General features: G+C 65.1%; 28 protein-coding genes and 1 riboswitch. Of the genes, 6 read left to right on the top strand and 22 right to left on the bottom strand.

Features of this window, described 5'->3' with window-relative positions; genetic code table 11:
- Positions 1-91 precede the first annotated feature (91 nt).
- Both E5X34_RS08250 and E5X34_RS08245 read right to left on the bottom strand, forming a co-directional pair.
- A complete protein-coding gene (locus tag E5X34_RS08250) occupies positions 92-1333 on the bottom strand; it encodes a class I SAM-dependent RNA methyltransferase (protein ID WP_292562943.1) in 1242 nt (413 codons plus the stop codon).
- On the bottom strand, positions 1330-2103 hold the full coding sequence (locus tag E5X34_RS08245) for a TlyA family RNA methyltransferase (RefSeq protein ID WP_292562941.1): 774 nt from the start codon (positions 2101-2103) through the stop codon (positions 1330-1332). The genes E5X34_RS08250 and E5X34_RS08245 overlap by 4 nt, the downstream gene beginning before the upstream one ends.
- 107 nt (positions 2104-2210) lie before the next feature.
- Between E5X34_RS08245 and E5X34_RS08240 the strand changes: the two genes are divergently transcribed.
- Positions 2211-2612 carry a GFA family protein gene (locus E5X34_RS08240; RefSeq protein WP_292562940.1) on the top strand — a complete coding sequence of 134 codons (402 nt, stop codon included), beginning with the start codon at positions 2211-2213 and terminating at the stop codon, positions 2610-2612.
- On the opposite strand, the gene E5X34_RS08235 is transcribed toward E5X34_RS08240, so the two are convergent.
- The 6 genes from E5X34_RS08235 to E5X34_RS08210 all read right to left on the bottom strand — a co-directional run bounded on the left by E5X34_RS08235 (position 2609) and on the right by E5X34_RS08210 (position 7743).
- The gene (locus tag E5X34_RS08235) at positions 2609-2896 is read right to left on the bottom strand and encodes a hypothetical protein (protein WP_292562938.1); all 288 of its coding nucleotides are present in this window, start codon (positions 2894-2896) and stop codon (positions 2609-2611) included. The genes E5X34_RS08240 and E5X34_RS08235 overlap by 4 nt on opposite strands.
- Positions 2897-3146: 250 nt before the next feature.
- Complete coding sequence (gene dxs / locus E5X34_RS08230; RefSeq protein WP_292562936.1) at positions 3147-5054, bottom strand: 1-deoxy-D-xylulose-5-phosphate synthase; 1908 nt, start codon at positions 5052-5054, stop codon at positions 3147-3149.
- 126 nt (positions 5055-5180) lie between these two features.
- Positions 5181-6101: a pirin family protein gene (locus E5X34_RS08225; RefSeq protein ID WP_292562934.1), complete on the bottom strand. Its 921-nt coding sequence runs from the start codon at positions 6099-6101 to the stop codon at positions 5181-5183.
- Between the two features lie 9 nt (positions 6102-6110).
- On the bottom strand, positions 6111-6377 hold the full coding sequence (locus E5X34_RS08220; protein ID WP_278160313.1) for a DUF2277 domain-containing protein: 267 nt from the start codon (positions 6375-6377) through the stop codon (positions 6111-6113).
- A gap of 184 nt (positions 6378-6561) precedes the next feature.
- Positions 6562-6813, bottom strand: a complete 252-nt coding sequence (locus E5X34_RS08215; protein ID WP_027164646.1) for an exodeoxyribonuclease VII small subunit — start codon at positions 6811-6813, stop codon at positions 6562-6564.
- Positions 6814-6816: 3 nt separating this feature from the next.
- Positions 6817-7743: a histone deacetylase family protein gene (locus tag E5X34_RS08210; protein WP_292562931.1), complete on the bottom strand. Its 927-nt coding sequence runs from the start codon at positions 7741-7743 to the stop codon at positions 6817-6819.
- A 115-nt stretch (positions 7744-7858) separates the two neighbouring features.
- Positions 7859-8036: riboswitch (cobalamin riboswitch) on the top strand.
- A 42-nt stretch (positions 8037-8078) separates the two neighbouring features.
- Between E5X34_RS08210 and bluB the strand changes: the two genes are divergently transcribed.
- Entirely contained in the window at positions 8079-8810 is a 732-nt protein-coding gene (gene bluB, locus E5X34_RS08205) for a 5,6-dimethylbenzimidazole synthase (RefSeq protein ID WP_292562929.1), read from the top strand.
- Here bluB and E5X34_RS08200 read toward each other — a convergent pair whose 3' ends face one another.
- A complete protein-coding gene (locus tag E5X34_RS08200; protein WP_292562926.1) occupies positions 8811-9794 on the bottom strand; it encodes a hypothetical protein in 984 nt (327 codons plus the stop codon).
- A gap of 131 nt (positions 9795-9925) precedes the next feature.
- Positions 9926-10519: a TetR/AcrR family transcriptional regulator gene (locus tag E5X34_RS08195; protein WP_292562924.1), complete on the bottom strand. Its 594-nt coding sequence runs from the start codon at positions 10517-10519 to the stop codon at positions 9926-9928.
- Positions 10520-10638: 119 nt separating this feature from the next.
- Between E5X34_RS08195 and E5X34_RS08190 the strand changes: the two genes are divergently transcribed.
- Entirely contained in the window at positions 10639-11859 is a 1221-nt protein-coding gene (locus E5X34_RS08190; RefSeq protein WP_292562922.1) for an MFS transporter, read from the top strand.
- 312 nt (positions 11860-12171) lie between these two features.
- On the opposite strand, the gene ribB is transcribed toward E5X34_RS08190, so the two are convergent.
- Together ribB and aroC are read right to left on the bottom strand one after the other, a co-directional pair.
- A complete protein-coding gene (gene ribB / locus E5X34_RS08185) occupies positions 12172-13272 on the bottom strand; it encodes a 3,4-dihydroxy-2-butanone-4-phosphate synthase (RefSeq protein WP_126078574.1) in 1101 nt (366 codons plus the stop codon).
- A 104-nt stretch (positions 13273-13376) separates the two neighbouring features.
- Entirely contained in the window at positions 13377-14477 is a 1101-nt protein-coding gene (aroC, locus tag E5X34_RS08180) for a chorismate synthase (RefSeq protein WP_292562920.1), read from the bottom strand.
- A 247-nt stretch (positions 14478-14724) separates the two neighbouring features.
- On the opposite strand from aroC, the gene E5X34_RS08175 reads away from it, so the two are divergent.
- Positions 14725-14988 carry a DUF1344 domain-containing protein gene (locus E5X34_RS08175; protein ID WP_292562919.1) on the top strand — a complete coding sequence of 88 codons (264 nt, stop codon included), beginning with the start codon at positions 14725-14727 and terminating at the stop codon, positions 14986-14988.
- Positions 14989-15123: 135 nt separating this feature from the next.
- On the opposite strand, the gene E5X34_RS08170 is transcribed toward E5X34_RS08175, so the two are convergent.
- The 4 genes from E5X34_RS08170 to E5X34_RS08155 all read right to left on the bottom strand — a co-directional run bounded on the left by E5X34_RS08170 (position 15124) and on the right by E5X34_RS08155 (position 18248).
- Entirely contained in the window at positions 15124-15711 is a 588-nt protein-coding gene (locus tag E5X34_RS08170) for a histidine phosphatase family protein (protein ID WP_292562917.1), read from the bottom strand.
- A gap of 105 nt (positions 15712-15816) precedes the next feature.
- Positions 15817-16635, bottom strand: a complete 819-nt coding sequence (fabI, locus tag E5X34_RS08165; RefSeq protein ID WP_292562916.1) for an enoyl-ACP reductase FabI — start codon at positions 16633-16635, stop codon at positions 15817-15819.
- Between the two features lie 108 nt (positions 16636-16743).
- A complete protein-coding gene (locus E5X34_RS08160; RefSeq protein WP_292562915.1) occupies positions 16744-17670 on the bottom strand; it encodes a J domain-containing protein in 927 nt (308 codons plus the stop codon).
- A gap of 113 nt (positions 17671-17783) precedes the next feature.
- Positions 17784-18248, bottom strand: coding sequence for an RT0821/Lpp0805 family surface protein (locus tag E5X34_RS08155; RefSeq protein WP_292232045.1), 465 nt, complete (start codon positions 18246-18248; stop codon positions 17784-17786).
- A 40-nt stretch (positions 18249-18288) separates the two neighbouring features.
- On the opposite strand from E5X34_RS08155, the gene pdxH reads away from it, so the two are divergent.
- Entirely contained in the window at positions 18289-18906 is a 618-nt protein-coding gene (gene pdxH / locus E5X34_RS08150; protein ID WP_292562914.1) for a pyridoxamine 5'-phosphate oxidase, read from the top strand.
- A 15-nt stretch (positions 18907-18921) separates the two neighbouring features.
- On the opposite strand, the gene E5X34_RS08145 is transcribed toward pdxH, so the two are convergent.
- Positions 18922-19674: a crotonase/enoyl-CoA hydratase family protein gene (locus E5X34_RS08145; RefSeq protein ID WP_292562912.1), complete on the bottom strand. Its 753-nt coding sequence runs from the start codon at positions 19672-19674 to the stop codon at positions 18922-18924.
- Between the two features lie 25 nt (positions 19675-19699).
- Complete coding sequence (locus E5X34_RS08140; RefSeq protein ID WP_292562910.1) at positions 19700-21469, bottom strand: acyl-CoA dehydrogenase family protein; 1770 nt, start codon at positions 21467-21469, stop codon at positions 19700-19702.
- Between the two features lie 178 nt (positions 21470-21647).
- On the opposite strand from E5X34_RS08140, the gene E5X34_RS08135 reads away from it, so the two are divergent.
- Complete coding sequence (locus tag E5X34_RS08135; protein WP_292562908.1) at positions 21648-21884, top strand: hypothetical protein; 237 nt, start codon at positions 21648-21650, stop codon at positions 21882-21884.
- A gap of 8 nt (positions 21885-21892) precedes the next feature.
- Here E5X34_RS08135 and E5X34_RS08130 read toward each other — a convergent pair whose 3' ends face one another.
- The 4 genes from E5X34_RS08130 to E5X34_RS08115 all read right to left on the bottom strand — a co-directional run bounded on the left by E5X34_RS08130 (position 21893) and on the right by E5X34_RS08115 (position 26471).
- Positions 21893-23500, bottom strand: coding sequence for an FGGY-family carbohydrate kinase (locus tag E5X34_RS08130; protein ID WP_292562906.1), 1608 nt, complete (start codon positions 23498-23500; stop codon positions 21893-21895).
- Between the two features lie 140 nt (positions 23501-23640).
- Entirely contained in the window at positions 23641-24369 is a 729-nt protein-coding gene (locus tag E5X34_RS08125) for an SDR family oxidoreductase (RefSeq protein WP_292562904.1), read from the bottom strand.
- Positions 24370-24393: 24 nt separating this feature from the next.
- A complete protein-coding gene (locus E5X34_RS08120; protein ID WP_292562903.1) occupies positions 24394-25644 on the bottom strand; it encodes a sugar ABC transporter permease in 1251 nt (416 codons plus the stop codon).
- Positions 25641-26471: an ATP-binding cassette domain-containing protein gene (locus E5X34_RS08115; protein WP_292562902.1), complete on the bottom strand. Its 831-nt coding sequence runs from the start codon at positions 26469-26471 to the stop codon at positions 25641-25643. Before E5X34_RS08115 ends, E5X34_RS08120 begins: the two co-directional genes overlap by 4 nt.
- Between the last annotated feature and the right edge of the window lie 39 nt (positions 26472-26510).

The raw sequence follows: 26510 nt of genomic DNA, 5'->3' as shown, positions 1-26510 counted from the left end.
ATTAAGGCCCGGCAAAAAGGCGGCTTTAGGGCACAATTTCACCGAAAGAACAGCGACTTCACAATCTTTCCAGTGAACCTCCGGCAGCCGACTAGCGCCGCCGCTTTGGCTTTTCCAAGAGCGCCACGGCCTCGACGTGTGACGACCACAGGAACTGGTCGATCGGAGTGACACTTTTCAGCGTGTAGCCGCCGTCGAGAAGGATGCGCAAATCCCGCGCCAGCGTCACCGGATTGCAGGAGACGGCCGCGACCAGCGGCACGTCGGAGCGGGCAATCTGCTTGGACTGATCCTCGGCGCCGGCGCGCGGCGGGTCGAAGACCAGGCCGTCAAAGGCGTTCAACTCCTTGAAGGTCAGCGGCCTGCGGAACAGGTCGCGGCGTTCGCTGGTCACCCGCTTCAGGCTGGTGGCGAAGCGGTAGGCACGGTCGAGCGCGGCAAGTGCCGCGGCTTCGCCTTCGACGGCATGAACCTCGGATTTCGCCGCCAGCCTGAGCGCGAAGCTGCCGCAGCCGGCAAACAGATCCGCGACCTTCTTCGCGCGCGACAGATGCTGGCCGACGAGGCCGGCCATCGCCTGCTCGGCGGCTTCCGTGGCCTGCAGGAAGGCGCCGGGCGGCACGGCGACGGCGACCGGTCCGAACTGCACCACCGGCTTCTTCGGCTCGACGACGATCTCGCCATCGACGGACAGCCTGGCCAGGCCTTCGGCCATGACGAAGTTGGACGCGATGCGGCGCTGGTGGTCGCCAAGCTTGCCGGCATCATGGACGGCAATGTCCAGGCCGGAAGCAGTGACGGTGACCGTCATATGAAACGCTTTCGGCGTGGCGCAGACCAATCCGGCCAAGGCGCGCAATTTATCGAGCGCCGCGACGATCGCCGGAAGCGAGATCGGGCATTCCTCGATCGGGATGATCTCCGACGAAAGCGCGCGCACGAAGCCGAGCAGCATGCCGGCCTCGGTGCGCCTGGCGCTGAAGGTGACACGGCGGCGGCTGTGCGGCGCGCAAGGCACCAGCGCGTCGACCTCGCAAGCGATACCCTTGGCCTTCAGCGCCTGCACGACTTTTTCGCGCTTCCATTCCTGATAGGCTGCGGCCTCGTAGTGCTGCAGTGCGCAGCCGCCGCATTCGGTGAAATGGCGGCAGGCCGCGTCGGTCCTGAGCGGCGAGGCTTCCAGCACCGACATCAGCGTGGCGCGGTCCTTCTGGCGCGCGGCGGTGACCGTCTCGCCCGGCAGCGTGAACGGGACGAAAACCTCCCCGCCCTCGGCATTGGCAATGCCGTCGCCCTGCGAGCCCAGCCTTGCGATGGTGAAGCGTGTGCTCATCGGGATCTTGCGTCCTTCACGGCGGCGAGCAGGAACTCGCGGTTGCCGTCGCCACCTTCGATCGGCGAGGGATGAAGTCCCAGCACACGCCAGCCGGAAATGCCGGCGAGCCAATCGCGCAGATTCCCGGCAATGCGCTCGGCATCGCCTGGATCCTTGAGCAGGCCGCCCTTGCCGATCGCCTCGCGGCCGGCCTCGAATTGCGGCTTGACCAGAAGAACTGCCCTGGCGCCCTCGCCTGCCAGTTCAAGCGCCGGCGGCAGCGCCAGCTTCAGCGAGATGAAGGAGACGTCGCAGACCAGGAAATCAGGAACGCGGCCGCCGAGATCGGCTGCCGTCAAATCTCGGGCGTTCAGCCCTTCGATCACCGTCACGCGCGGGTCGCCGGCAATATCGGGATGAATCTGGCCGTGGCCGACATCGATCGCCGTGACATGCGCCGCGCCGCGTTTCAACAGCACTTGGGTGAAGCCGCCGGTCGAGGCGCCGATATCGAGCGCTTCGCTGCCGGAAGGATCAAGGCCGAAACGGTCGAGGCCGGCGATCAGCTTCAATGCCGCGCGCGACACATAGGCCTGGGCCGGATCGTCGATGGCGACCACGCAGTCCGGTGCAACGGGCTGGCCGGGCTTGCGGGCAATTGTGCCGTCAACCGTCACCGTGCCGCGCTCGATCGCGTCGCGGGCACGCGAGCGGCTGGCAAACAGGCCGCGCCCGACGAGCAATTCGTCGAGCCGCTGGCGCTGGCTGGCTAACAACGGGGAATTCATCGGCCTTCATTGGCGAAAGCCGGGCGCGAACGCAATGGTTGAATATGGTGCAAGAGGCTGCAGAATGCCCGACGGAACAGGCCGTTTGTCAGTCGGTGGAGGTGGCGATGCTGAAGGGGACCTGTCATTGCGGCGCGGTCCATTGGACGCTGGAAGGCGATCCGGGTGGGATCACCGCCTGCAACTGCACGCTTTGCCGCCGCTACGGTGCCCTCTGGGCGTATGACTATCTCGACGAGCGCATCCGCATCACGGGACCGCTGAAGTCCTATACGCGCGCCGAGGTGCCGGAGCCCGCGCTGGAGATCCTGTTCTGCTCGACCTGCGCCTGCGTGGTCGCCTGGCGCGGCCTGCGCGCGGCCAAGAGCGGCCGCACACGCATCGCCGTCAATGTCAGGCTGGCGCCGCCCGAGGAGGTTGCCGACCTGCCGATCGACCATTTCGACGGTCTCGACACATTCGACGACCTGCCGCGCGACGGGCGCTGCGTGCGCGATATGTGGTTTTAGAAAACGGTTCGCGAGACGCGGCGCTCGACGGCTGGCGTCAGGCCGTCATTGCCGGACGCTTCCTTGCGCGGCGGCTCGACCGGCACCGGCGCGGGTGGCGGGGCGTACGGCAGCAGAACGAGCTGCGGCCTCTGCTTGTAGGAGAAGCCGCCGCGGATGTTGCCCATCTTGCCGGCGACGATGTCCATCGCCGCCTTTTCGATATTGCGGTCGTAACGCGTCTCGGCTGCCGCCGAAGCGATCATGGCCGTCAACAAGCCCACGCCGCAAAGAAACGACTTCATAGTTCTTACCCCTGCCTAGAGCGTTTCACCGTTTCAGTGAAACGGCGAACCGCTCTATCCCTTTGTTTTTACGCAATTCCGGGCGGAAAACCGCTCACACTTTTCCTGGAATTGCTCTGGGACCAAGGTCTTAGCAGGGCGCCGTTGAAAATCGGCCAAGAGACAGGGTAAGCGAACCGCCAAAGGGAAGCACTAACAAAAGGTTAGCATGGAAAGCCGGCAAACTGATTCAAAAAGCTAACGTCTTGATTCAGGCGCGCTGCGCCTGAACGCCATGGCCGAGCGCCGCGAAGACCGTGCGCACGATGCCTGCCGAATCCAGGCCGGCATCGGCATACATCTTTTCGGGCTTGGCGTGGTCGGTGAACACGTCCGGCAAGACCAGCGGGCGCACCTTGAGTCCGCTTTCCAAGAGGCCTTGATGGGCAAGGAAATGCAGGACTTGGCTGGCGAAGCCGCCGATGGCGCCCTCCTCCACGGTCACCAGCACTTCATGCGAACGGGCGAGCCGGCGGACCAGATCCTCGTCCAGCGGCTTGGCGAAGCGGGCGTCGGCGACGGTGGTGGAGAGACCGGCGGCGCCGAGCTCCTCGGCCGCCAGCAGGCAATCCTGAAGCCGCGTGCCGAAGGAAAGCAGCGCGACCTTGGTCCCTTCCTTGACGACGCGGCCCTTGCCGATCTCGAGCACCGAGCCGCGCTCCGGCATGTCGACGCCGACGCCGTTGCCGCGCGGATAGCGGAATGCGATCGGGCCGTCATCATAGGACGCAGCGGTGCGCACCATATGGCGCAGTTCCGCCTCGTCGGCCGCGGCCATGACGACGAAGCCCGGCAGCGTCGCGAGGAAAGTCGTGTCGAAGCCACCGCAGTGGGTGGCGCCGTCGGCGCCAACGAAGCCGGCGCGATCGATGGGAAAACGCACCGGCAGCTTCTGGATCGCCACGTCGTGGACGACCTGGTCATAGGCGCGCTGCAGGAAGGTCGAGTAGATGGCGGCGAAAGGCTTGTAGCCTTCGGTGGCCAGCCCCGCGGCGAATGTCACCGCGTGCTGCTCGGCGATGCCGACATCGAAGGTGCGCTTTGGGAAGACCTCGCCGAAGAGATCCAGGCCGGTGCCGCTCGGCATGGCGGCGGTGATGGCGACGATGCGCTCGTCCTCGCGCGCTTCCCGGATCAGGCTCTCGGCGAAGACCTTGGTGTAGGCGGGCGCGTTGGCCGGCGCCTTGGCCTGCGCGCCGGTGATGACGTCGAACTTGTTGACGCCGTGATATTTGTCGGCGGCGGCCTCCGCCGGCGCGTAGCCCTTGCCTTTCTGGGTCACGACATGGATCAGCACCGGACCGTCGGCGTTGTCGCGGACATTCCTCAGCACCGGGATCAGGTGCTCCAGATTGTGCCCGTCGATCGGGCCGATGTGGTAGAAGCCGAGTTCCTCGAACAAGGTGCCGCCGGTGACATAGCCGCGCGCATGCTCGACGGCGCGGGTGATGGCGCGGTCGGCGCGCTTGCCGAGATAGGATGTCAGCTTCTTGCCGAAATCGCGCAGGCCGAGATAAGCCTTGCCGGAGGCAAGCCTGGCCAGATAGGCGCTCATGGCGCCGGTCGGCGGCGCGATCGACATGTCGTTGTCATTGAGAATGACGATGAGGCGGGCATCGAGCGCGCCGGCATTGTTCAGCGCCTCGAAAGCCATGCCGGCCGACATCGAGCCGTCGCCAATGACCGAAATGACGTTGTTGCGGCCACCCGACAGGTCGCGTCCCATAGCCATGCCGAGACCGGCCGAAATCGAGGTCGAGGAGTGCGCGGCGCCGAACGGGTCGTATTCGCTCTCGGCGCGCCGGGTGAAACCGGAAAGGCCGCCTTCCTGGCGCAACGTCCGGATGCGGTCGCGGCGGCCGGTCAGGATCTTGTGCGGGTAGGCCTGGTGGCCAACATCCCAGATCACCCGGTCGTCCGGGGTGTTGAAGACGTAATGCAGGGCAACCGTCAGCTCGACGACGCCGAGGCCGGCGCCGAGATGGCCGCCCGTCTGCGACACGGCGTCGATGAGCTCGGCGCGGAGTTCCGCGGCAAGCTGCGGCAATGCCCCCTCATCGAGCTTCCGCAAGTCCGCCGGGATGCGAACCTTGTCGAGCAGCGGCGTGTCTGGCTTCACTCGGGCGCGTCCTGCCTCAATTAATCGAACACGGCGCTACCAGCAGATTGCGCCTTAATCATGCGCGGCATAGGCCGCCGCCAGGCGAATGTAAATGCGCGCCAGTGACGCGTGGGCCAGAGGATCCTAGCTCTCAGGCAGCGGAATGAACTCCTCCTCATCGCCGGGAACGATATCGAAGCGGCCAGTCTTCCATTCCTGCTTGGCCTGTTCGATGCGTTCCTTCGAGGACGAGACGAAATTCCACCAGATGTAGCGCTGGGAACCCAGCGAGGCACCGCCGAACAGCATGAAATGCGCGCCACGCTCGGAGGAGACGACGATCTCCTCGCCGGGCTTGAACACCAGAAGCCGCTCGGCCGGGAAGACATCGCCGGCAATCGAGACATCGCCTTCCAGCGTGTAGATGGCGCGCTCCTCGGCATCGGCGGGTATCTGCACGCTGGCGCCTGCCGCCAGGCGCAGATCGGCATAAAGCGTGTCCGATGCGGTCGCGACCGGCGAGCGCAGCCCGAAGAATTCGCCGATGACGATGCGGCCGCTGACGCCCCCGGCATCGATCTCGGGTAAGCGGGCCACCGACGTGTTGGCGAACACCGGGGCGATCTCCTCCTTGCCGTCCGGCAGCGCCAGCCAGGTCTGCAGGCCGGAGACCGACATCGGCGCGCCGCGCAGCTCCTCCGGCGTCCGCTCGGAGTGAACGATGCCGCGCCCGGCGGTCATCAAATTCACGTCGCCCGGCGCGATCACCATCTCGGTGCCGAGCGAGTCGCGGTGCCTGATCTTGCCGTCGAACAGATAGGTGACGGTGGAAAGGCCGATATGCGGATGCGGACGCACGTCGAGCGCGTGGCCGGCGCGCAGGATGGCCGGGCCCATGCGGTCGAAGAAGATGAACGGCCCGACCAGACGGCGCTTTGCCGTCGGCAAGGCGCGGCGTACCTCGAACCCGCCGATGTCCTTGGCGTTGGGGATGACCATCAGCTCGATCTGGTCGCAGGCGAAAGCATCGCCTGGTTCAGGGTCGTTTCCGGGGAAAAAGCTCATGATTATCCCTCAGGCGAAACGCAGCGCCGACCTGGCCTTCGCCTTGGCGGCCTCTTCCTCACGATTGCGCGGTTCCTGGTTGGTCTCGAGCGAGTCGATCAATTCACGCGCGGCGGCGGCGATCGCCTCGACGGCATGGTGGAAAGCATGCTCGTTGCGCTTGGACGGCTTGGTCGAGCCGCTCAGCTTGCGCACGAACTGAAGCGCGGCGTCATGCACTTCGTCATTGGTCGCCGGCGGCTCGAAATTGGCCAGGGTCTTGATGTTGCGGCACATGGTCTGCAAGCCTCCTGTCTTTCGTTTCCTCGATTAAGCACCGAGGTGTGTTGAGATTCAGGTCAGGCCGTGCCGAAAATGGTGGTCTCCGAGAACCGGAGCGGAGCGTACTTGAAGCACGTGAGCACCGGAAGCGCAGGAGGCCGCCATTTGCAGGCCGGCCTCACCTGAATATCAATACACCTCACTCGGCGTCGAGCGGCTCCGTTCCCACCGGCTTGCCGTCGCGCGACAACCTGATCTTCTCGACTTTGTCCTCGGCCGCCTTCAGCAGCCGGTCGCAATGCGCCTTCAGCGCCTCGCCGCGCTCATAGATCTTGATCGACTGGTCGAGCGGGACGTCGCCGCGCTCCAGGTCATCGACGATCTTCTCCAGCGCGTCGAGCGCCTGCTCGAAGCTCATCGCCTTGACGTCCTCATTGCCTTCCACTGCCATACCCTATCCCTTCATCAGCCGCCCGACATGGGCGGCGACTGAAAATGCCAGCCCCTGCAGATCGTAGCCGCCTTCCAGCAGGCTGACGAGCCTGTTGCTACTGTGACGCCCGGCGCGCTCCATAAGTTGGCCTGTCGCCCAGTCGAAATCGTCCTCGGTCAGATTGATCTCGGCCAGCGGATCGCGATGGTGGGCGTCGAAGCCGGCGGAAATGATGATCAGGTCCGGCGCGAAGGCATCGATGGACGGCAGCACGCGCGACCGGAAAGCGTCGCGGAACATGTCGCTGCCGGTCCGCGGCGCAAGCGGCACGTTGACGATGTTGCCGGCGCCGGTCTCGCTCTTCGCCCCGGTGCCCGGGTAAAGCGGCATCTGATGGGTCGAGCAATAGAGCACCGACGGGTCGTCCCAAAAAATGTCCTGCGTGCCGTTGCCGTGATGGACGTCCCAATCGACGATGGCGACGCGCTCGGCCTGGTGCTTCTTCTGCGCATGGCGGGCGGCGATCGCCGCCGTGTTGAACAGGCAAAAACCCATCGCCGTCGCCTTTTCGGCGTGATGGCCGGGCGGTCGGGCGGCTACGAAGACATTTGAGGCGCGGCCCTCGAAGACGTCGTCGACGGCGGCGTTGGCCGCGCCGATCGCCGTCACCGCGGCCTGCCAGCTTTTCGGGCTGGCGCTGGTATCGGCGTCGATCGAGACGATGCCGCTCTGAGGGATCGCCGCGCGGACACGCTCGACGAAGTTCTCGGGGTGCGCGTAGAGGATGGTTTTCTCATCGCCTTCCGGCGCCTTGACGCGGTCGAGCGCCGAGAACGCCTCGTCGTCCAGCACGCGCTCGATGGCGCGCAGGCGGTCGGGCCGCTCGGGGTGGCCGGGCGGCGTGAGGTGTTCGAGGAAGATCGGGTGCGTGTAGAGACGGGTGGCCATGGCGCCTAATCTAGGCACCCGCGGCCGTAATGACCATGTTTGAAAAGCCGAATGGCTGGGGAAATTGCGCCAGCCCATGTCGTCCGCGCCATTGGCGGGTGCCGAACTTCGCGGTAAGGTCATCCCGCTGCCTGGTGCCCGCGACGCGGGAGAATCGGGAACACGGTTTTATTCCGTGGCGTGCCCAACGCTGTGAGGGGGACCGCGCCGGCAAATGCCACTGTCGATGACGGGAAGGCGCCGGAGCGGGACGATCCCGAGCCAGAAGACCGGCCCGGCAGACATGGTCGTCCGCTTGGTCAGGCGGAGGACTGCTTGTCGCAAGGGGAAAAGCGATGACGGCAGCAGCGATCGCCGGGAGCGGCGACGACTTTGACCAATTGGCGCGCGACGCCGTTTACCGGGCGATGTTCACCAGGCGTGACGTGCGCAGCCATTTTGTCCCCGACGATCTCGACGATTGCGTGCTGGCGCGACTTCTCACCGCCGCCCACCATGCGCCGTCGGTCGGCTACATGCAGCCTTGGAATTTCATCGTCATCCGCGATGCCGAGCGGCGCAGGAGAGTGCGCGACCTGTTCCTCGCCGCGCGCGAGCAGGAATTGCCGGCGATCGAAGCGGAGCGGCAGGCGCTCTACCGCAAGCTGAAGCTCGAAGGCATCTGCGAAAGCGCTCTCAACCTCTGCATTACCTGCGATCGGCAGCGCTCGAAGGACTCGCCACTCGGGCGCTGGCACAATCCTGAGATGGATCTCTACAGCACCGTCTGCGCGGTGCAGAATTTCTGGCTGGCGGCACGCGCCGAAGGCGTCGGCGTCGGCTGGGTGAGCATCATCGAGACGGAGGCGCTGAAACGGCTTCTCGCGATCCCGGAGCATGTCACGCCGATCGCCTATCTCTGCGTCGGCCGCGTCTCGGAATTTGCGCCGAGGCCCGACCTCGAATCGCATGGCTGGGGCAAGCGCCTGCCGCTGCCCGAGTTGGTGATGAGCGAGACGTTTCGCGGCGCCGGCGAGGCGCCGCTCAAATCGGCGATTGAAAGGTTAGGTCGCCAGCCAAGGCCGTGATCAAGCGGCCCGGGGCGTATCCCAGCGCGAGCCGCCACCGAAGGAGCCCAGCGCCTTGTCGCGCAGCTCCCTGAATTTGGACGACGCCTCGGCGAGCCGGTTGTCCCATTCTGGATTGGGCACTTGGCCTTCGATGGCTTCGAAATAGACCTGCATCAGCGAGGCGATGGCGAAGGGCTCGATGAAGGCCGCCTTGAAGGCCCAGGCAAAGACGATGGCCAGCACGAAGGCCCAGCCGGCCAATTGTCCCGGCATGACCCACAGGATCGCGGCCGCGGGCGCCAGCATCAGCAGGAAGATGACGAAGGACACGCCCCACATGATCACCGCCAGCCACACGGCGTTCTTGACCATGTGCTTGCCATTCTGGGCGTAAAGCACCACGCCTTGCCGCGCCGTCTCGAAGGGCGAGTTCGAATTGATGCGGATGTTGTAGCCGAGGATGATCTCGTCGACATAGGTCAGCGACAGGCGGATCACCGTGTTGATGAAGCTGACTAGGCCGCTTAGTCCGGGAATGGGAAGGAAGGCGGCAATGCCGCCGATCAGGCCGGTGATGGCGCGGATGGCGCCCTTGACCAGTTGGTCGACGACGAAAAGGATGTTGGCCTCGGCAAAGCGCTGGCTGACCACTTCCTTGGCATAGGCGATCTGGCCTTGGCCGTCGGGGACGTCATGGCCGTCGATCAGATGCACCATGACGGCGATATGACCGGCCTTCAGGACATAAAGGATGTATTCGCGGATCCAGTAGACTGCGATCGACACGATTCCGAAGCCGACGACGCCGCCCCAGAGAGCGAAGGACATCGGGCCATCCGGATCGGTCGAGATGTGACCGACGCCGTAGCCGACGCTGGCGCCCGTGCCGGTCGCCATGATGTAGGCGACGGTGATGCCGAAATAGACGATCATGCGAAAGACGATAAACGGCCATGTCCGCATCATGATGGACACCGACCGGCCAATGCTGAAGTCCCACATGGCCCCGACTCTCCACGCCCTAAGCGATGGCGCAGGAGGATGCGCTCGCCCCGGTTATTGTCAACCGCGGCCAGGTTGCACCGGGCCGAAACCGGTGCACAACGCGGTCAATTGGTTACCCAAGCGTGCGGTCACGCCTTCTTGCGCAAGCCTTCGAGCAGCTGCTTGAAGGCCGCGATCGCCTTTTTCGAGGTGGCTTCGGGATCCTTCGAATTGGCGATGCGCTGCGCGGCCTGGCTGCTGGCGCCGTTGATCAGCCGCGCAACCGTTTCCGGATCGAGATCGGCAACGACCACACCCTCGTCCTGCAGCGCGCTCAGATGTTCGGTCATCGACGCGATGCAGGCATTGGCGTTCGGCCACTGCGCCGGGTCGCCGAGCACGGCCGGGCCGTCACGGAACATAATGCGCTGGATTTCCGGCTCCAGCGCCATCTCGATATAGGTGGTGCATTCGTCGACGAAATGCTGCCAGCGGGTCGGCGCCTTGGACGCCGCCTCGTTCACCCGCACAGCCATCTCGCCGTCGATCTCGGCGATCACCGCCTGCAGCAGCCCCTTCTTGTCGCCGAAATGATGGTAGAGCGCGCCGCGCGTGAGGCCGGCCGAGGCGGTGAAATCGTCCATCGAGGCCTCGGCATAGCCGATCGTGCCGAAGGCGTGGCGTGCCGCCGAGATCAGCTTGGCGCGCGTCTCGGCGATCATCTCCTTGCGCGGTCTGTGCATGCCTTGGCCCTATTCACATACGCCTCGTATGCCAATTGACATACGCGACGTATGAACTATCTCACATTCATACGCAGCGTATGTAGTTTTACTATGCAACCTTGTCGAGGAGCAGGATCATGCGAAACCCCTATGCGGACATCTTTCGGGCTCCCGGCACGAAAGGCTTCGCCGCAGCCGCCTTCGTCGCGCGCTTGCCGATCGCCATGGCGCCGATCGGCATCGTGGCTATGCTGTCGCAGACGCATGGCGAATATTGGCTGGCCGGCGCCGTCTCGGCCACCTATGCGCTGGTCAACGCTTTTCTTTCGCCGCATGTGTCGCGGCTGGTGGACCGGCGCGGCCAGACGGCGATCGCGGCACCCATGACGCTCCTCTCGGTGCTTGCCTTTGCGACATTGATCGTGGCCGCCAACCAGCACTGGCCGGCCTGGACCTTGTTCCTGTCCGCCCTGCTCGCCGCCGCCATGCCCAGCATTCCCGCCCTGGTCAGGGCGCGCTGGACCGAGATCTTTCGCGATCGGCCGGAGCTCAACACGGCGTTTGCTTTCGAGTCAGCCGCGGACGAACTTGTCTATGTCGCCGGCGCCTCGCTGTCGGTGGGGTTGAGCGCGGCGCTGTTTCCCGAGGCCGGCATGGTCGTCAGCACACTGCTGCTTGCGCTGGGCTCAGCGGCATTCCTGCTGCAGCGCTCGACGGAGCCGCCAGTGCGGCCGGCGGAGCGTGGGGCGACCGGCTCGGCGATCCGCCTGCGACCGGTGCAGATAATCACTTTCGCCCTCATTTTCGTCGGCGCGACCTTCGCCACAACGGAAGTCACCACCGTCGCCATCACTAAGGCGCTCGGCCAGCCTGAGGCGGCGAGCCTTGTCATCGGCGTCTATGCGCTGGGATCCTTCGTGGTTGGGATCATCGTCGGCGCGCTCAGCCTGAAGGCGCCGCTGCAGCGGCAGCTGGCGCTCGCGGTCACCGTGATCGCGCTCACCACCTTGCCGCTGCTCTTCGCCCACACGGTGCCGACGCTGGCGCTGGCGGTGTTCGTCAGCGGCGTCGCGATCTCGCCGACCTTCATCACCGCCTTCGGCCTGATCGAGCGCCACGTGCCACCGGCCATGCTGACGGAAGGCGTCACCTGGGTGACGACCGGCATCGGCATCGGCATGGCGCTGGGTTCCTTCGCCGCGGGCTGGATGGTCGACACTTTCGGCCCGCAGAACGGGTTCTGGGTCTCTGTGGCTGCTGGCGCGATCGCACTGGTCACCGTGCTTGCTGGCCAGTGCCGGCTGGCGACGGACGATTGCGATGTGGACAGAGGCGAAGCGGTGGCGCCTGCGGAGTGATGATTATTCGGCTATCATGAGCGCAGACGTTGGCAGTTGGCCGAGAACTACGACGTCGTCATCCACGGGCGGAGCGACGCGCAGCGGAGCGAAGACCCGAGGATCCATTCCGTTACGTTGATCGTGGAATGCAACGGAGCAGAATTCTGGACGGCTGCAGCGCGTCGAAGTCACGGAATGGATCCCCGGGTCTGCGCGCGTCGCTTCGCTCCTTGCTTCGCCCGTGGATGACGAAGTCGCGGAGGCTTCGGCCAATCGCCAACGCATGCGTCCTACACGCAGCACCGCGTCAAAGCGTCAGCACTTCGACGCCTACAGAATCTCGGTCTTCGCAATATGGATGCCAAACCCCTCGAGGCCGACATAGTGGCGCTCGCGCGAGGCGATCAGGTTGATCGAGGAGATGCCGAGATCCTTGAGGATCTGGGCGCCGAGGCCGATCTCGCGCCATTCGTTCTCGCGCCGGCGGGCTTCCTCGTGGTCCTCGCGGTCGCCGCTTAGCGGCCGCTTGCGCTCCTGATGCGCGACGCCGACCGAGCCTTCGCGCAGATAGACGATGACACCGCGCCTGCGCTCGCCCATCGCCTTCATGATGCCGTCCAGCCGGTGGCTGGTGCCGAACACGTCGGTCACGACGTCCTCCGGATGCAGGCGCACCGGCACCTCCTCGCCGTCGCGGATGTCACCGAAGACGACCGCCAGATGGTGCATGGAATCCCATGGCAGCGTGTAGGTGAAGGCCTGCGCCTTGCCGCCGGGCGTTTCGATGTCGGAACAGGCGACGCGCTGGACCAGTGTTTCCTTGCGCTGGCGGTAGGCGATGAGATCGGCGACCGAAACCTGCTTCAGGCCATGTTCCTCGGCGAAGGCCTGCACTTGCGGCCCGCGCTTGACCGTGCCGTCGTCATTGACCAGCTCGGAGATGACGCCGACCGGCGGCAGGCCGGCAAGCTTGCAGAGGTCGACCGCGGCCTCCGTATGGCCGGAACGCATCAGCACGCCGCCTTCGCGGGCGATCAGCGGGAAGATGTGGCCGGGGCGCACGAAATCCGATGGGCCGACATTGCCGTTGGCGAGATTGCGCACGGTGAGCGTGCGGTCGTCGGCGGAAATGCCTGTCGTCGTGCCATGCTTGAAATCGACGCTGACGGTGAAGGCGGTGGTGTGAGCGGAATCATTGTCCGCCACCATCGGCGCGAGATTCAGGCGCCTCGCGTCCTCGCGCAGCATCGGCGTGCAGACGATGCCGGAGGTGTTGCGCACGATGAAGGCCATCTTCTCCGGCGTGCAATGCACGGCGGCGACGATCAGGTCGCCCTCGTTCTCGCGCCCGTCATCGTCCATGACGACAACGATCTCGCCGCGCTCGAAGGCGCGGATCGCTTCGACGATCTTCTTCTGGTCGTAAGGCATAGGTGCTCGCTTCGCTCGCAAGGGAGTAGGGGAATAGGGCAGTAAGGGAGTAGGGAAAAGGAAAAAGTTTGGCGGGCTGCGGGCGGCGGCAATAACCTACTGCCCTACTCCCTTCCCGTTTGTCCTCTGTGCCGCAGATAATGATCGGCGATCGCGCAGGCAACCATGGCCTCGCCGATCGGCACGGCGCGAATGCCGACGCATGGGTCGTGGCGGCCCTTGGTCATCACCTCGACATCCTTGCCGTCCTTGTCGATGGATTTGCGCGGCGTCAGGATCGACGAAGTCGGCTTGACGGCGAAGCGGGCGACGATCGGCTGTCCGGTCGAGATGCCGCCCAGTATGCCGCCTGCGTTGTTGGATAAAAACACCGGCTTGCCGTCATTGCCCATGCGCATCTCGTCGGCGTTCTGCTCGCCGGTGATGCGGGCCGCCTCGAAGCCGTTGCCGATCTCGACGCCCTTGACGGCGTTGATCGACATCAGGCCGGACGCGATGTCCTGGTCGAGCTTGGCGTAGATCGGCGCGCCAAGGCCGGGCGGCACGCCGTCGGCGACGATCTCGATCACCGCGCCGACCGAGGAGCCGGCCTTGCGGATGCCGTCGAGGTAGGCGGTGAAGACCGGAACCGAGGCCGGATCCGGGGTGAAGAACGGGTTTTCGGCGTCGCCGACGAAATTCCAGTTCCAGTTGGCGCGGTCGATCGACTTTTCGCCCATCGAAACGAGCGCGCCGCGCACCGTCATGCCGGGCACAACCCTGCGCGCCAGGGCGCCTGCCGCGACCCGCGCCGCCGTCTCGCGTGCAGACGAACGGCCGCCGCCGCGATGATCGCGCAGGCCGTATTTGACGTCGTAGGTATAGTCGGCATGGCCCGGACGGTACTGGCGGGCGATCTCACCATAATCCTTGGAGCGCTGGTCGACATTCTCGATCAGCATCGAGACAGGCGTGCCGGTGGTGATCATCGTCTCGCCGTCCTCGTCGAGGATGAAGCCGGACAGGATCTTGACCTCGTCCGGCTCGCGGCGCTGGGTGACGAAGCGCGACTGCCCGGGGCGGCGGCGGTCGAGCTCGGCCTGGATGTCCTCTCGCTTGAAGCGGATGCCGGGCGGGCAGCCGTCGACAACGCAGCCGAGCGCCGCGCCATGGCTTTCACCCCAGGTGGTGACGCGGAAAAGGTGGCCGAATGTGTTGTGAGACATGGAAAACGCCCTGCCCGGTGAGGAAACCGGAAGTCTTAAGTGCCACAGCGTCCTTTGCGCGCCCAGGAGGACGCGCGGCGCTGTGGTGTGCCTTCTATTGGCGTTTTCCACAGTGGTCAAACGGCTGCATCAAACTGTGATCTGGCGGATTTAGTTTTGACACATTCGGTTGGTTTCTGCTCTCTTCCCATCCGCCGTTGAGGACCCGCCGCTGACCAGCCGGCGCAATGACCTAAAGAGGACGACGATGCGTACCCTGATTGGCGCCACCTGCGCCATGCTCATGATTTCCACCGCCGCCGCGTTCGCCGGCCAGACCGAAGGCCTGATCAAGAAGGTCGACAAGGACACGCTGACGCTGACGCTGGACGACGGCAAGGCCTACAAGCTCAACGCCGAAACCGATATCGACTCGCTGAAGCCGGGCATGGACATCGTCATCGCCTATGACGTGAGCAATGGCGAGAATGTCGTCACCGATATGCAGTTGCCCGACAGCGACCAGAATTAATTCAGGTGAGGCCGGCCTGCAAATGGCGGCTTCCTGCGCTTCCGGTGCTCACGTACGAAAAGTACGCTCCGCTCCGGTTCTCGGAACCCACCATTTTCGACTCGGCCTGACCTGAATTTGCCACGCCGCAATTTGTTACAACCACTCCAAACTGCGGCCTTCCAGCCGGAGCAGGCGGTCCTGCGGGACATCGAGACTGGCGGCTTCCTGCTTGGAAAGGCCGGTGACGAAGCGGAAAAGGCAGCGCATGACGCCGCCATGGGTGACACACACCGTCTGCCGGTCAAGCGCGTCGAACCAAGGCTTCACCCGTTCGAGCAGCATCTCGTAGCTTTCCGCGCCATCGCCGGGCGGCTGGAAATCCCATTTGGCGGCGCGGCGGCCATGCGTGGATCCAGGATTCCGGGCCTCGAGTTCCCGAAACGTAAAACCCTGCCATTCGCCGAAACTCAATTCCACCAGACGCGGCTCCGTCCGGTAGGCGAGCGGGTCGAGCCCCATTGCCGCGCGCATCAGTTCCATGGTTTCGCATGTGCGCCGCATCGGACTTGCGACAAAGTCGAAATCCTCACCTTTGCCGATCATCGCGGCCAGCCGCCGTCCGTTGGCAGTCGCCTGCTGGCGTCCAAGCTCATTGATGTCGGTGTCGGCCTGACCCTGCAGCCGACGCTGGGTATTCCACTCGGTCTGGCCGTGGCGCGCGATGTAGACGAGCGGGTACATCAGGTCTTCCAAGGTCGGGCGCTATTTGATTTTGCAAGCAATTCCGGACGGAAAACCGCTTCGCACTTTTCCTGGAATTGCTTGGACGAAGGATAGGCGGAAAGATCAGTCCTTGACGGTCGAGATATCCGGCGCGTCGACCGCCTTCATGCCGACGACATGATAGCCGGAATCGACGTGATGGACCTCGCCGGTCACGCCGCGCGACAGGTCGGACAGGAAATAGACGCCGGAATCGCCGACCTCTTCCTGGGTGACCGTCTGCTTCAGCGGTGAATTGTATTCGTTCCACTTCAGGATGTAGCGGAAATCGCCGATGCCTGAGGCGGCGAGCGTCTTGATCGGCCCGGCCGAGATCGCGTTGACGCGGATCTTCTTGGCGCCGAGGTCGACGGCGAGATAGCGCACGCTCGCTTCCAGCGCCGCCTTGGCGACACCCATGACGTTGTAATGCGGCATCACCTTCTCGGCGCCGTAATAGGTCAGCGTCAAAAGGGAGCCGCCATCGGTCATCAGCGGCTCGGCGCGCTTGGCGATGGTGGTGAAGGAATAGACCGAAATGTCCATGGTGCGCAGGAAGTTGTCGCGCGTCGTCTCGACATAACGGCCAGTCAGTTCGTCCTTATCGGAGAAGGCGATGGCATGGACGAGGAAGTCGAGCTTGCCCCAGTGCTTGGCGATGTCGCCGAAGACCGCGTCAAGGCTTTCCGGGTCGGTGACGTCGCAATGGCCGGCGACATGCGCGTTGAGCTCGGCCGCCAGCGGCTCGACGCGCTTCTTGAAGGCTTCGCCCTGATAGGTCAGGGCGATTTCGGCGCCGTGATCGACACAAGCCTTGGCGATCCCGAAAGCGATCGACCGATTGTTGGCGACGCCCAGGATCAGGCCCCGCTTACCGGCCATCAGGCCCTGTCCACCTGCCATGTGCAAGCTCTCCGCAAGAATATCTGCTTTGTGGAGAGCCCTATCGCACAGGCACAGAGCCCCTTCAAGCGCTCAAAAGACACTGTAACGGGAACAAAATTCCCTCGATCAGCCTTTTTGGCGGCGCATCAGGGCCTCAAGCTCGGCATCGCCGCCCTCCGGCAGCATCAGCCGCACATGGGCATAGAGATCGCCGTGGCCGCCGGCCTTTTCCGGCAAGCCCCGGCCTTTCAGCCGCAACACCTTGTCCGAGCTCGACCATGCCGGAACGTTGACCGCGAGCTTGCCGGTCGGCGTCTCGACCGCCACCTTGGCGCCGAGCACGGCGTCGGCCAGATCGACAGGCAGATCCACATGCAGGTCGCGCCCCTCGATGCGGTAGCGTGGGTGGCGGCGGATATGGATCTTGACCAGCGCGTCGCCCGGCTGTCCAGGCCCCTGCTCGCCCTGGCCCTTCAGGCGGATCGTCTGGCCGTCCTCGACATAGGCGGGCAGCTTGACCGCCACCTTGCGGCCGTCGGGGAACATTGCCGTCACTTTGTCGGCGGTGGCCGCCTCCTCAACGCTGATGTCCATGGTGACGTTGAGGTCGGCAGCCTGCACCGGCTGGCGGCGATCGCCCCGGCCAGCGCCGCGGGCGCCGGAGAAGGCATCGCCGAAGATCTGGCTGAAGATGTCGCTGTTGCCGTCGAACGGATCGCCGCCCGGACGCCCGGTGCGGAATTCGAAATGCGCGCCGCCGGGGCCCTGCTGACGGCGGAAGCCGGCGAACGGGTCGCCGCCGGCCGCGCCTTCAAAGCCCTGGAATTTCGGCTTTCCCTCGGCGTCGATCTCGCCGCGATCGTAGGCGCCGCGCGTCTTCTCGTCGCCGACGACCTCGTAAGCCTGGTTGACGGCGGCAAAACGGTCCTTCGCCTTGGGATCATTCGGATTCTGGTCCGGATGATGCTTCTTGGCGAGCTTGCGGTAGGCCGATTTTATGTCCTTGGCCGATGCGTTCTTGGCAACGCCCAGCACCTCATAGGGGTCGCGCATACTTCCTGCCTGCTAGAGAGAATGGAATTGTGGTCGCCCCCTATATGCGCTCGCATAGGAAGAAATTCCAGTGGCGCAAGGGGAATTAGCGCCCGAAAATCAGGGGCCCAAAATCAGAGCGGTTTGAATTCCTGCATGCGCCAGCCGCCGGCTTCGGCGAGGCACAGCTCGCCCTTGTAGAGGGCGACGCCATCGAAGCTCTCGCGCGTGGCGCTGAAGCGGCGGCAGGTCAGGCCGCCATCCTTCAGCTCGACCAGCTCGGTGATCGCGCCGCGCGAGCCGGTGCCGGCATTGGCCCAAGGCACCGTCTGGCCGCCAAGCTCCTTGATGTCGGCTGAAGAGACGGCGTTGCCGATGGTGGTCTGGTCGGAATCCTGGTCGGAGGCAGCCGGGGCGGCAGGCGAGGACGGCGCGCTGGCGGTGATGATCGAGCGGTCGACCTCGGCCTTTTGCAGGCTGAAGCCGCCGGCGCCGCAGGCGGCAAGGGGAAGCGCCAAGGTCAGCAGCGCAGCCTTGGCACTGGCCGAAGCGATAACGCTCCATTGCCCGCTGTCAAAAGCTTGCGCGATACGCGACAATCGGCGAACTCCTCCCGCAATGTTAAAAATTTGGAAAACTATGAACGAAACCGAGTTAACAAGCAGTGACTTCACCGAAGCGGCGGAGCCGTTCCGGCTCTTTGCCGCATGGCTGGAGGACGCCACGAAGAGCGAGCCCAACGATCCCAATGGCGTGGCGCTGGCAACCGTCGACGCCGACGGCATGCCGGATGTGCGGATGGTGCTGCTCAAGGGGTTCGATGAAAAGGGGTTTGTCTTCTACACGAATTTCGAGAGCGCCAAGGGCCGCGAAATTCTTGGCAGCATGAAGGCGGCGATGTGCTTCCACTGGAAATCGCTGCGCCGCCAGGTGCGGGTGCGCGGGCCGGTGGAGATCGTCAACGACGCCGAGGCCGACGCCTATTATGCCACGCGCCCGCGCGGCAGCCGCATCGGCGCCTGGGCCTCGAAACAGTCGCGGCCGCTGGAGAGCCGCTTCGCGCTGGAGAAGGCAGTGGCCGAATACACGGCGCGCTACGCCATCGGCGAGATCCCGCGGCCAAAACACTGGTCGGGCTTCCGCATTGTGCCGCAGACGATCGAGTTCTGGCACGACAGACCGTTCCGGCTGCATGACCGTGTCGTGTTTTCACGCAACGCCGCCGGCGGCTGGGACAAGACCAGGCTTTACCCCTGAGGGCGGGCGACGCGTTCAGCTCTTCTTGCGAGTCATGAAAGCGGTGAGCGCGGCGCGCGCTTCGTCAGAGGTCAGGCGCTCGCGAAAATGCTCGGCTTCGACCTTGATGCGCGCGACGAGCGCTTCGCGCGGCTCGCGCATCAGGTCGCGCGCGATCTTCAGCGCCTGCGGCGGCTTGGCGGCGATGCCCTCGGCGGCGGCCAGCACCGTGCCTTCCAACGCCTCTTCGGCGACGACGTCGTGGATCAGGCCGGCGGCCTTGGCGCGCTCGGCCGAAAAGCCCTCGCCGAGGCCGAGCAGCGCGAAGGCGCCCTGCCGCCCCAGCAGTTGCGGCGCGATCAGGCTGGAGCCGGCCTCCGGCACCAGGCCGAGATCGACGAAAGGTGTGCGGAACAGCGTGCGCGGCGTGGCGAAGGTCAGGTCGCAATGCAGATTGAGCGTGGTGCCGATGCCGACGGCCATGCCGTCGACGCCCGACACCATCGGCTTTTCGGCGTTGGCCAGCGCCATCAGGAAATCCCACACCTCATTGCCGCCCTCGCCGCCGGTGGCGATGACCAGGAAATCGGCGAGGTCGTTGCCGGCGGAAAAGGCGCCCGGAACGCCGAGGAAGACATGCACGCGGACGGCCGGATCGGCATCACCCTCGGCAAGGGCGGCCGACATTTTGGCGTACATGGCGCGCGTCAGCGCGTTCTTCTTGTCCGGCCTGTTCATCCGGATGATCTGCACGGCGCCCCGGCGCTCGATGAGGATATGGTCTGTCACAATCGGTTCCTTTGACGATCAGGGATCAAGCGGAGATCAACGCCTTGCCGGCGACGGCGAGGCTTTCGGCGCCGTCGATGACCCGCTCCTTTAGGGCGCGCGTCTCGCCGAGCAGATTCTCGGCAAAGAAGCGGCAAAGCGGGATGCGGTCGCGGTCGGCGAGGCCGCCTTGCGCCAGATAGGCGCCGCCGGCGGCGAGCGAGATGAGGCGCAGATAGGGCGTGGCGCCAGCCATCGCGGCATCGGCCTTGCCGTCGGCAAGCAGTTTTTGCAGGAAGCGCGTCGCCGCGTCGAGATCGGCAAGCGCGCGGTCGAGATTGTCGGCGGTGCGGCCGAAACCTTCGATGTTCGAGGTGCGCACGGCCTCGGCGACCGCTTTCAACTCGCCGATGTAAGAGTGGACATGCTCGCCGCCGCCGAGCGGCAGTTTGCGCACCACAAGGTCGATCGCCTGGATGCCGTTGGTGCCTTCATAGATCGGCGCGATGCGGGCGTCGCGATAAAGCGCCGCGGCACCCGTCTCCTCGATGAAGCCCATGCCGCCATGCACCTGGACACCGAGCGAGGCGACCTCGACGCCGACATCGGTGGAAAAGGCTTTGGCGAGCGGCGTCAGCAGGCTGGCGCGGTCATGCCATTTCGCTCCTGCCTCGCCCTCGCCGACGCGCGCGCGGTCGATGGCATGCGCGCAGGAATAGCTGATCGAGCGGGCGATCTGGGTCAGCGCCCGCATGGTGAGGAGATTGCGCTGCACATCCGGGTGATGGACGATCGGCGCCATGCCGGAACCCGAATAGGCGGAAGCCTTGCCCTGACGGCGCTCATTGGCATAGGCGATCGCCTTCTGCGTCGCGGTTTCGGCCACGGCCACGCCCTGCATGCCGACGGCAAGACGGGCGTTGTTCATCATCGTGAACATGCAGGCGAGCCCCTTGTTCTCCTCGCCGATCAGCCAGCCGATGGCGCCGGGCTTGGCGCCCTGGAAGCCGTCGCCATAGATCATGGTGCAGGTCGGCGAAGCATGGATGCCGAGCTTGTGCTCGAGGCCGGAACAAAAGACATCGTTGCGGCCGCCGAGCGAGCCGTCGTCATTGACGAAGAACTTGGGCACCAGGAACAACGAGATGCCGCGCGTGCCGGCCGGGGCGTCGGGCAACCGCGCCAGCACCAGATGCACGATGTTGTCGGTGAAATCGTGCTCGCCATAAGTGATGAAGATCTTCTGGCCGAAGATGCGATAGGTGCCGTCGCCGACCGGCTCGGCGCGGCTGCGCAAGGCAGCGAGGTCCGAGCCCGCCTGCGGCTCGGTGAGGTTCATCGTGCCCATCCACTCGCCGGAGACGAGCTTTGCGAGATATTTGGCCTTGAGTTCCTCCGAGGCGTGTTTGTCGAGCGCCTCGACCGCGCCCATGGTCAACGTCGGGCCGATGCCGAAGGCCATGGCGGCGGAGTTCCACATTTCGAGCGCGGCGACGCCGAGCATCGTCGGCAGGCCCTGGCCGCCGAATTCCTCCGGCCCCGACAGCGTGTTCCAGCCGCCCTCGATCCAGCGCCGGTAAAGCTCCTTCCAGCCGGGCGGCGTGGTGACGGCCGCATCCTTCAGCACAGCGCCATGCTCGTCGCCGACCTTGTAGAGCGGAGCCACCTCCTCGCTGGCGAAGCGGCCGGCTTCGGCAAGGATCGCGTCGACAATATCCTCGCCGAGGTCACCGAAGGTGCCGGCATCGAGCGCCGGCTTCAGCCCCGCCACGTGCTTGAGCGTAAAGGCGATGTCCTCGACCGGCGCGCGATACATGTCTCATCCTCCACCATCCCAGCCAATCGTAGTACATGGCTGAAGCGAAACCATGCGTCGATTTCGCACCTTCTTTTTACGTAAACGTCAAACTTTGTCACGCGGATTTTGCATTCTTTGCGGCCGGCATTAGATTTGCAGACAGCCGGCATTTGGCCGACAAGAGACAGGAACACCCATGCTTGCCGGACCCGACGCCTATCGCTGCATCGAATGCGGGCTGCCCTACCGGGCGCCGGGCTTCAGCTACCATCATGGCATGCTGGAAGAAGGTCCCGCGTACTGGACCGATCGGGGCATATTGTGCTCGGCGCAATGCTCGATCGCGCATCACAAGAAGCGCAAGGCCGAAGGCACGCTGCCGCAGGAGCCGGCGCACGATCCATTCGAGGTGCCGTCACTGTTCAGACGCTGATCGATCCCTCAGCGTATGCTGCGGCCTACTGCCTGCAGTGCCAGGAAGGCTTCGTAACGCTTGTCGTGCCAAGCGCGCATGTCGTCCAACGCAGGTGTAAAAACGTCGCCGAGCCGGGACATGGCAGGCATGGCGCTGGAAAGGTCGGGGTAACGTCCGGCCGCGACCGCACCGAGCATGGCGGCGCCCAGCAGCACCGGCTCGGCTGATTGCGACGCGGCGACCGGCAGGCCGGCGGAGTCGGCAAGCAGTTGCCGCACCAGCGGCGACTGCCCGGCGCCGCCGCTGATAACGATGGTGTCGACGGCAAGACCGGACGACGCCATTGCCGCCACGATCTGACGCACGCCATAGCCGAGGCCGCAAAGGCCGGCCACGTAGAGGCCGACGAGACTTTCGACGGAACGGTCGGTGCTTAGCCCGGCGATCAGGCCGCGGGCATCGGGATCCGCCAAGGGCGAACGATTGCCGAGGAATTCGGGCACGACATGGATGCTTCCCGCGAGCCTGGCGGCGGCGGATAAATCGGGCGAACTCGCCGTAGCGGCAGAGGCGAGCCAATCGACCAACGATTTGCCTTCGGCTGCGGCGCGCGCGGAAGCCTCGGCTTCCGCCGGGTGGAAACGCACCAGGAGATCGATGGCCGCACCGGCAGCCGACTGGCCGCCCTCGCTCAGCCATAAGCCAGGTACCATGGCGGAATAATAGGGTCCCCACACTCCTGGAACGAAGGCCGGCGCTTCGCTGCTTGCCATGGTGCAGGCCGAGGTGCCGACGACATAGGCCATGCGCGAAGCCACGGTGCCGGCATCGCCCGCGGCGCCCACCGTGCCGACGCCGCCGGCATGGGCGTCGATCAGCCCGGCGGCGACGATCGTGCCCGCGACCAGCCCCAGTTCGGTCGCGGCCGCTTCCGTCAGGCCGGCGCCCATCGCCGTGCCGGGATCGACCACTTCGGTCCCGATGCGGGCAAATCCTTCATCCGCAAGATCGCCGAGTCCGACGGAATAGAAGTAGCTGTCGTCCCAGCGCCGCTCATGGCCGAGATAGGTCCATTTGCAAGCAAGCGTGCAGACCGAGCGCGCAAGACTGCCGGTGGCGCGCCAGGTCAGGTAATCGGCAAGGTCGAAGAAATGGCGCGCCTTGGCAAAGGTCTCCGGCAGGTTCTCCTTCAGCCACAAAAGCTTCGGGGTCTCCATTTCCGGGGAAATGACGCCCCCGACATAGTCAAGGACAGGATGGCGGAGGGCGTTGATGCGCCTGGTCTGGTCGAGCGCGCGATGATCCATCCAGACAATTATGTTTCTGTCGCTGTCTCCAGAGCGGCCCACAGGCAAAGGCTGGCCATTATCATCGACCACCACCAGGGAACAGGTCGCGTCGAAGCCTATGCCACCGATGTCTCTGGGATCGACGCCAGCCTTCTCGACCGCCTCGCGCACGCTGGCGCAGACCGCCTGCCAGATGTCGCGGCTGGACTGTTCGGCGATCTCGCCAGGCTCGACGAAGAGCGCGATGTCGCGCTTGGCGGAAGCGAGCAGCTCGCCGCGCTCGTCAAAGACGCCGGCGCGCGCACTTCCGGTGCCGACATCGATGCCAAGGAAGTGGGAAGGCATGGGAGAACCTCAGAAGTGGGGCAGTAGGACAGTAGGGCAGTAGGGCAGTAGGGCAGTAGGGAGATCGTCAGTCGTGAGCGGTCGGTCGCAAGGGCGACGCTGCTTCCCTTACTGCCTTACTGCCTTACTGCCTTCCTTCCTCACAAATCATTGCTCTGCGGCAGGATCACCAGATCCCGAATGGTGACGTTTCTCGGCCGCGTCAGCATGAACAGGACTGCCTCCGCGACCTCGGTGGGCTGCATCAGCCCGCCGGCCGCCAGCTCGTCCTCGAGCTTCTGCTTCGGCCAATCGCTGATCAGCGCCGTCACCACCGGGCCGGGCGCCACAGCGCCGACGCGCAGGCCGTGCTTGGCGACCTGACGGCGCAGCGTATGGACGAAGGCCTGGATGGCGTGCTTCGAGGCCGTATAGACCGGCTCCCAGACGACGGGAACGAGGCCGGCGATGGAGCTGGTAACGATGATGTCGCCGGTCTTACGTTCGACCATGTGCGGCAGCACCGCGTGCACCGAACGGAACACCGAATTGATGTTGAGGTTCAGCATGCGGTCCCAGGCATCCGGGTCGCCGTTGAGGATCTCGCCGCCGACATAAGCGCCGGCATTGGCGTGGAAGATGTCGAGCTGGCCGGCCTTGTCGAGGATGCCGGGCAGCATGGTCGCCACGCTGGCGGGGGTGGTGAGGTCGATCACCAGCGGGATCGCGCCGTCGCCGAGCTCGGCGACGACTTCCTTCAGCCTGTCCTCGGCGCGGTCCACCAGGACCACGCGGGCGCCGGCGGCAAGCATTGCCCTGGCGCATTCGAGGCCGATGCCCGATGCCGCGCCGGTGACGGCGGCGACTTTTCCCGAAAGTTCTTGAGCCATGTGTACCCTTCTCGTTTGAACGGATCAGGCGCGGCCGTGCGAGGCACGGGAGCGGCGCGCGAGGGAGTCGACGATCACGGCGATGGCCAGAACGGCACCGGTGATCATGTAGCGGAGCGACGAGGACAGATCGAGCAGCGTCAGCCCGCTGGCGATGGACTGGATGACGATGATGCCGAGCAGCGCGGAATAGGCGCTGCCGCGGCCGCCGAACAGGCTGGTGCCGCCGATGACCGCGGCCGCGATGGCGTTCAGGTTGACGTCGCCGGTGCCGGCCTGCTGGCTGGCCGAAGCGAGCCTGGCGGCCGCAAGCACACCTCCCAACGCGGCAAAGAGCGAGCAGAGCGCAAAGGCACTGAGATAGATGGCGCGCACCTTGATGCCGGCGCGCCGTGCCGCCTCGCGGTTGCCGCCGACGGCGGTCATCGAGCGCCCCCATTTGGTCCGGGTCAGCGCATAGTTCATAGCCACGACGAGGCCAACGAAGAGGCCGAACATCCACGGGATGCCTCGCGACTGGTTGAGGTAGGCGACGATCAGCTCGAGGCCGATGGTAATAGTGGCGACGCGCAGGACGAGCCCGGCCACGGACGGCGTCGACAGATTGGCCGCGCGGCGGCGTGCAACGCTGCGAATCCCTGTGATCAGCATCGCCAGCCCTGGGATAACCGCGAGCGTGTAGGACACCCATTTCGGCATCACCATCAGCTGGCCGAAATCCACCAAAGCGGAGCCATAGGGCAGGTTGATCGAACCAGTGGAGCCGAGGATATAGAGCTGCATGCCCAGCACCGCGAGCAGGCCGGCCAGCGTCGAGACAAAGCTCGGCATGCCGAGCCGGTTGAACAGCAGCGCATAGAGCGAGCCTATCAGGGCACCGAAGGCGAGCGCGGCGAGGATCGCCAGTGCGACCGGCCACCCCTGGTTGACCCAGAGCGTGCCGACCAGGGCCGAGGCGAAGCCGCTGATGGAGCCGACGGAAAGGTCGATCTCGCCGACCACCAGCACGCAGACGATGCCGAGCGCGATAACGCCGACCGTCGAGCAGTCAAACAGGAGGTTGACCAGATTGCTGCTCGACACGAAGACCGGGTTGAGGCTGGTGAAGACCGTCCAGATCACTACGAGACCGACGATGACCGGCAGCGAGCCGAGATCGCCGCTGCGCACGCGATTGAGGAAGGTTTGCACCGCTCCACTGAGGCCTGCCTCATGCTTCACGCGCGCATCGGCGCGATCGAGCGCCAGGGGAGTCGAATTGCCTTGCTCCGTCATGGACGCGGCTCCCCCGCCTGTGCGCTGTGGTCGCGTTCCATGCGCAGGCGCTCGACGCGTCGCGACACCGCGTTGTTCGACGCGCCGGTGATGGCGCTCACCAGGTCCTGGTTGGAGGCATCCGGCTCGAAGACGCCGTTGTTGCGCCCGAGCCTTAGCACCACGATGCGGTCGGCGACGGCGCGGACATCCTCCATGTTGTGGCTGATCATGACGACGCCGAGACCGCGCGCGCGGACGCGGTCAATGAGGTTGAGCACTTCCGCCGTCTGGGCGACTCCGAGCGCGGCGGTCGGCTCGTCGAGCAGGATGAGTTTCGGCTCGAGCAGCAGCGAGCGCGCAATCGCCACCGTCTGGCGCTGGCCACCGGACAGCGAGGCGACCGCCTCGCGGACGCTCGGAATGCGCGCCGATAATTCGTTGAGCAGCGTCCAGGCGCGCATCTCCATCGCCACCTCGTCCAGCCGCAACGGGCTGAGCTCGTTGCCGAGGAAAATGTTGGCGACGACATTGAGGTTCTCGCAAAGCGCGAGGTCCTGGAACACCGTGGCGATGCCGAGCGTCAGCGCCGCGCGCGGGTCGGGCAGCGTGACCGGCCGGCCGCGGAAATTTATCGTTCCCGAGCTCGGCTGATGTACGCCCGCGAGAATCTTGACCAGCGTCGACTTTCCGGCGCCGTTGTCGCCGACCAAGGCTACGACCTCGCCGGCATGGACGTCGAAATCGATATCGGTCAGCGCCGAGACGGCGCCGAAATTCTTCGATATGCCGCGCAGGCTGAGCACCAGCTCGCCGACGGAGGCCGACCCTTCAGGACTCTCGATCATGCGCCGCCTTTCTTGACAGTCGTTGCCTGGCATCCGGCC

It is taken from the genome of Mesorhizobium sp., from assembly GCF_004963255.1.
Lineage (GTDB): Bacteria > Pseudomonadota > Alphaproteobacteria > Rhizobiales > Rhizobiaceae > Mesorhizobium.
The sequence above is the reverse complement of the archived record's forward strand: the minus strand, read 5'-3'. Positions and strand labels throughout refer to the sequence as shown.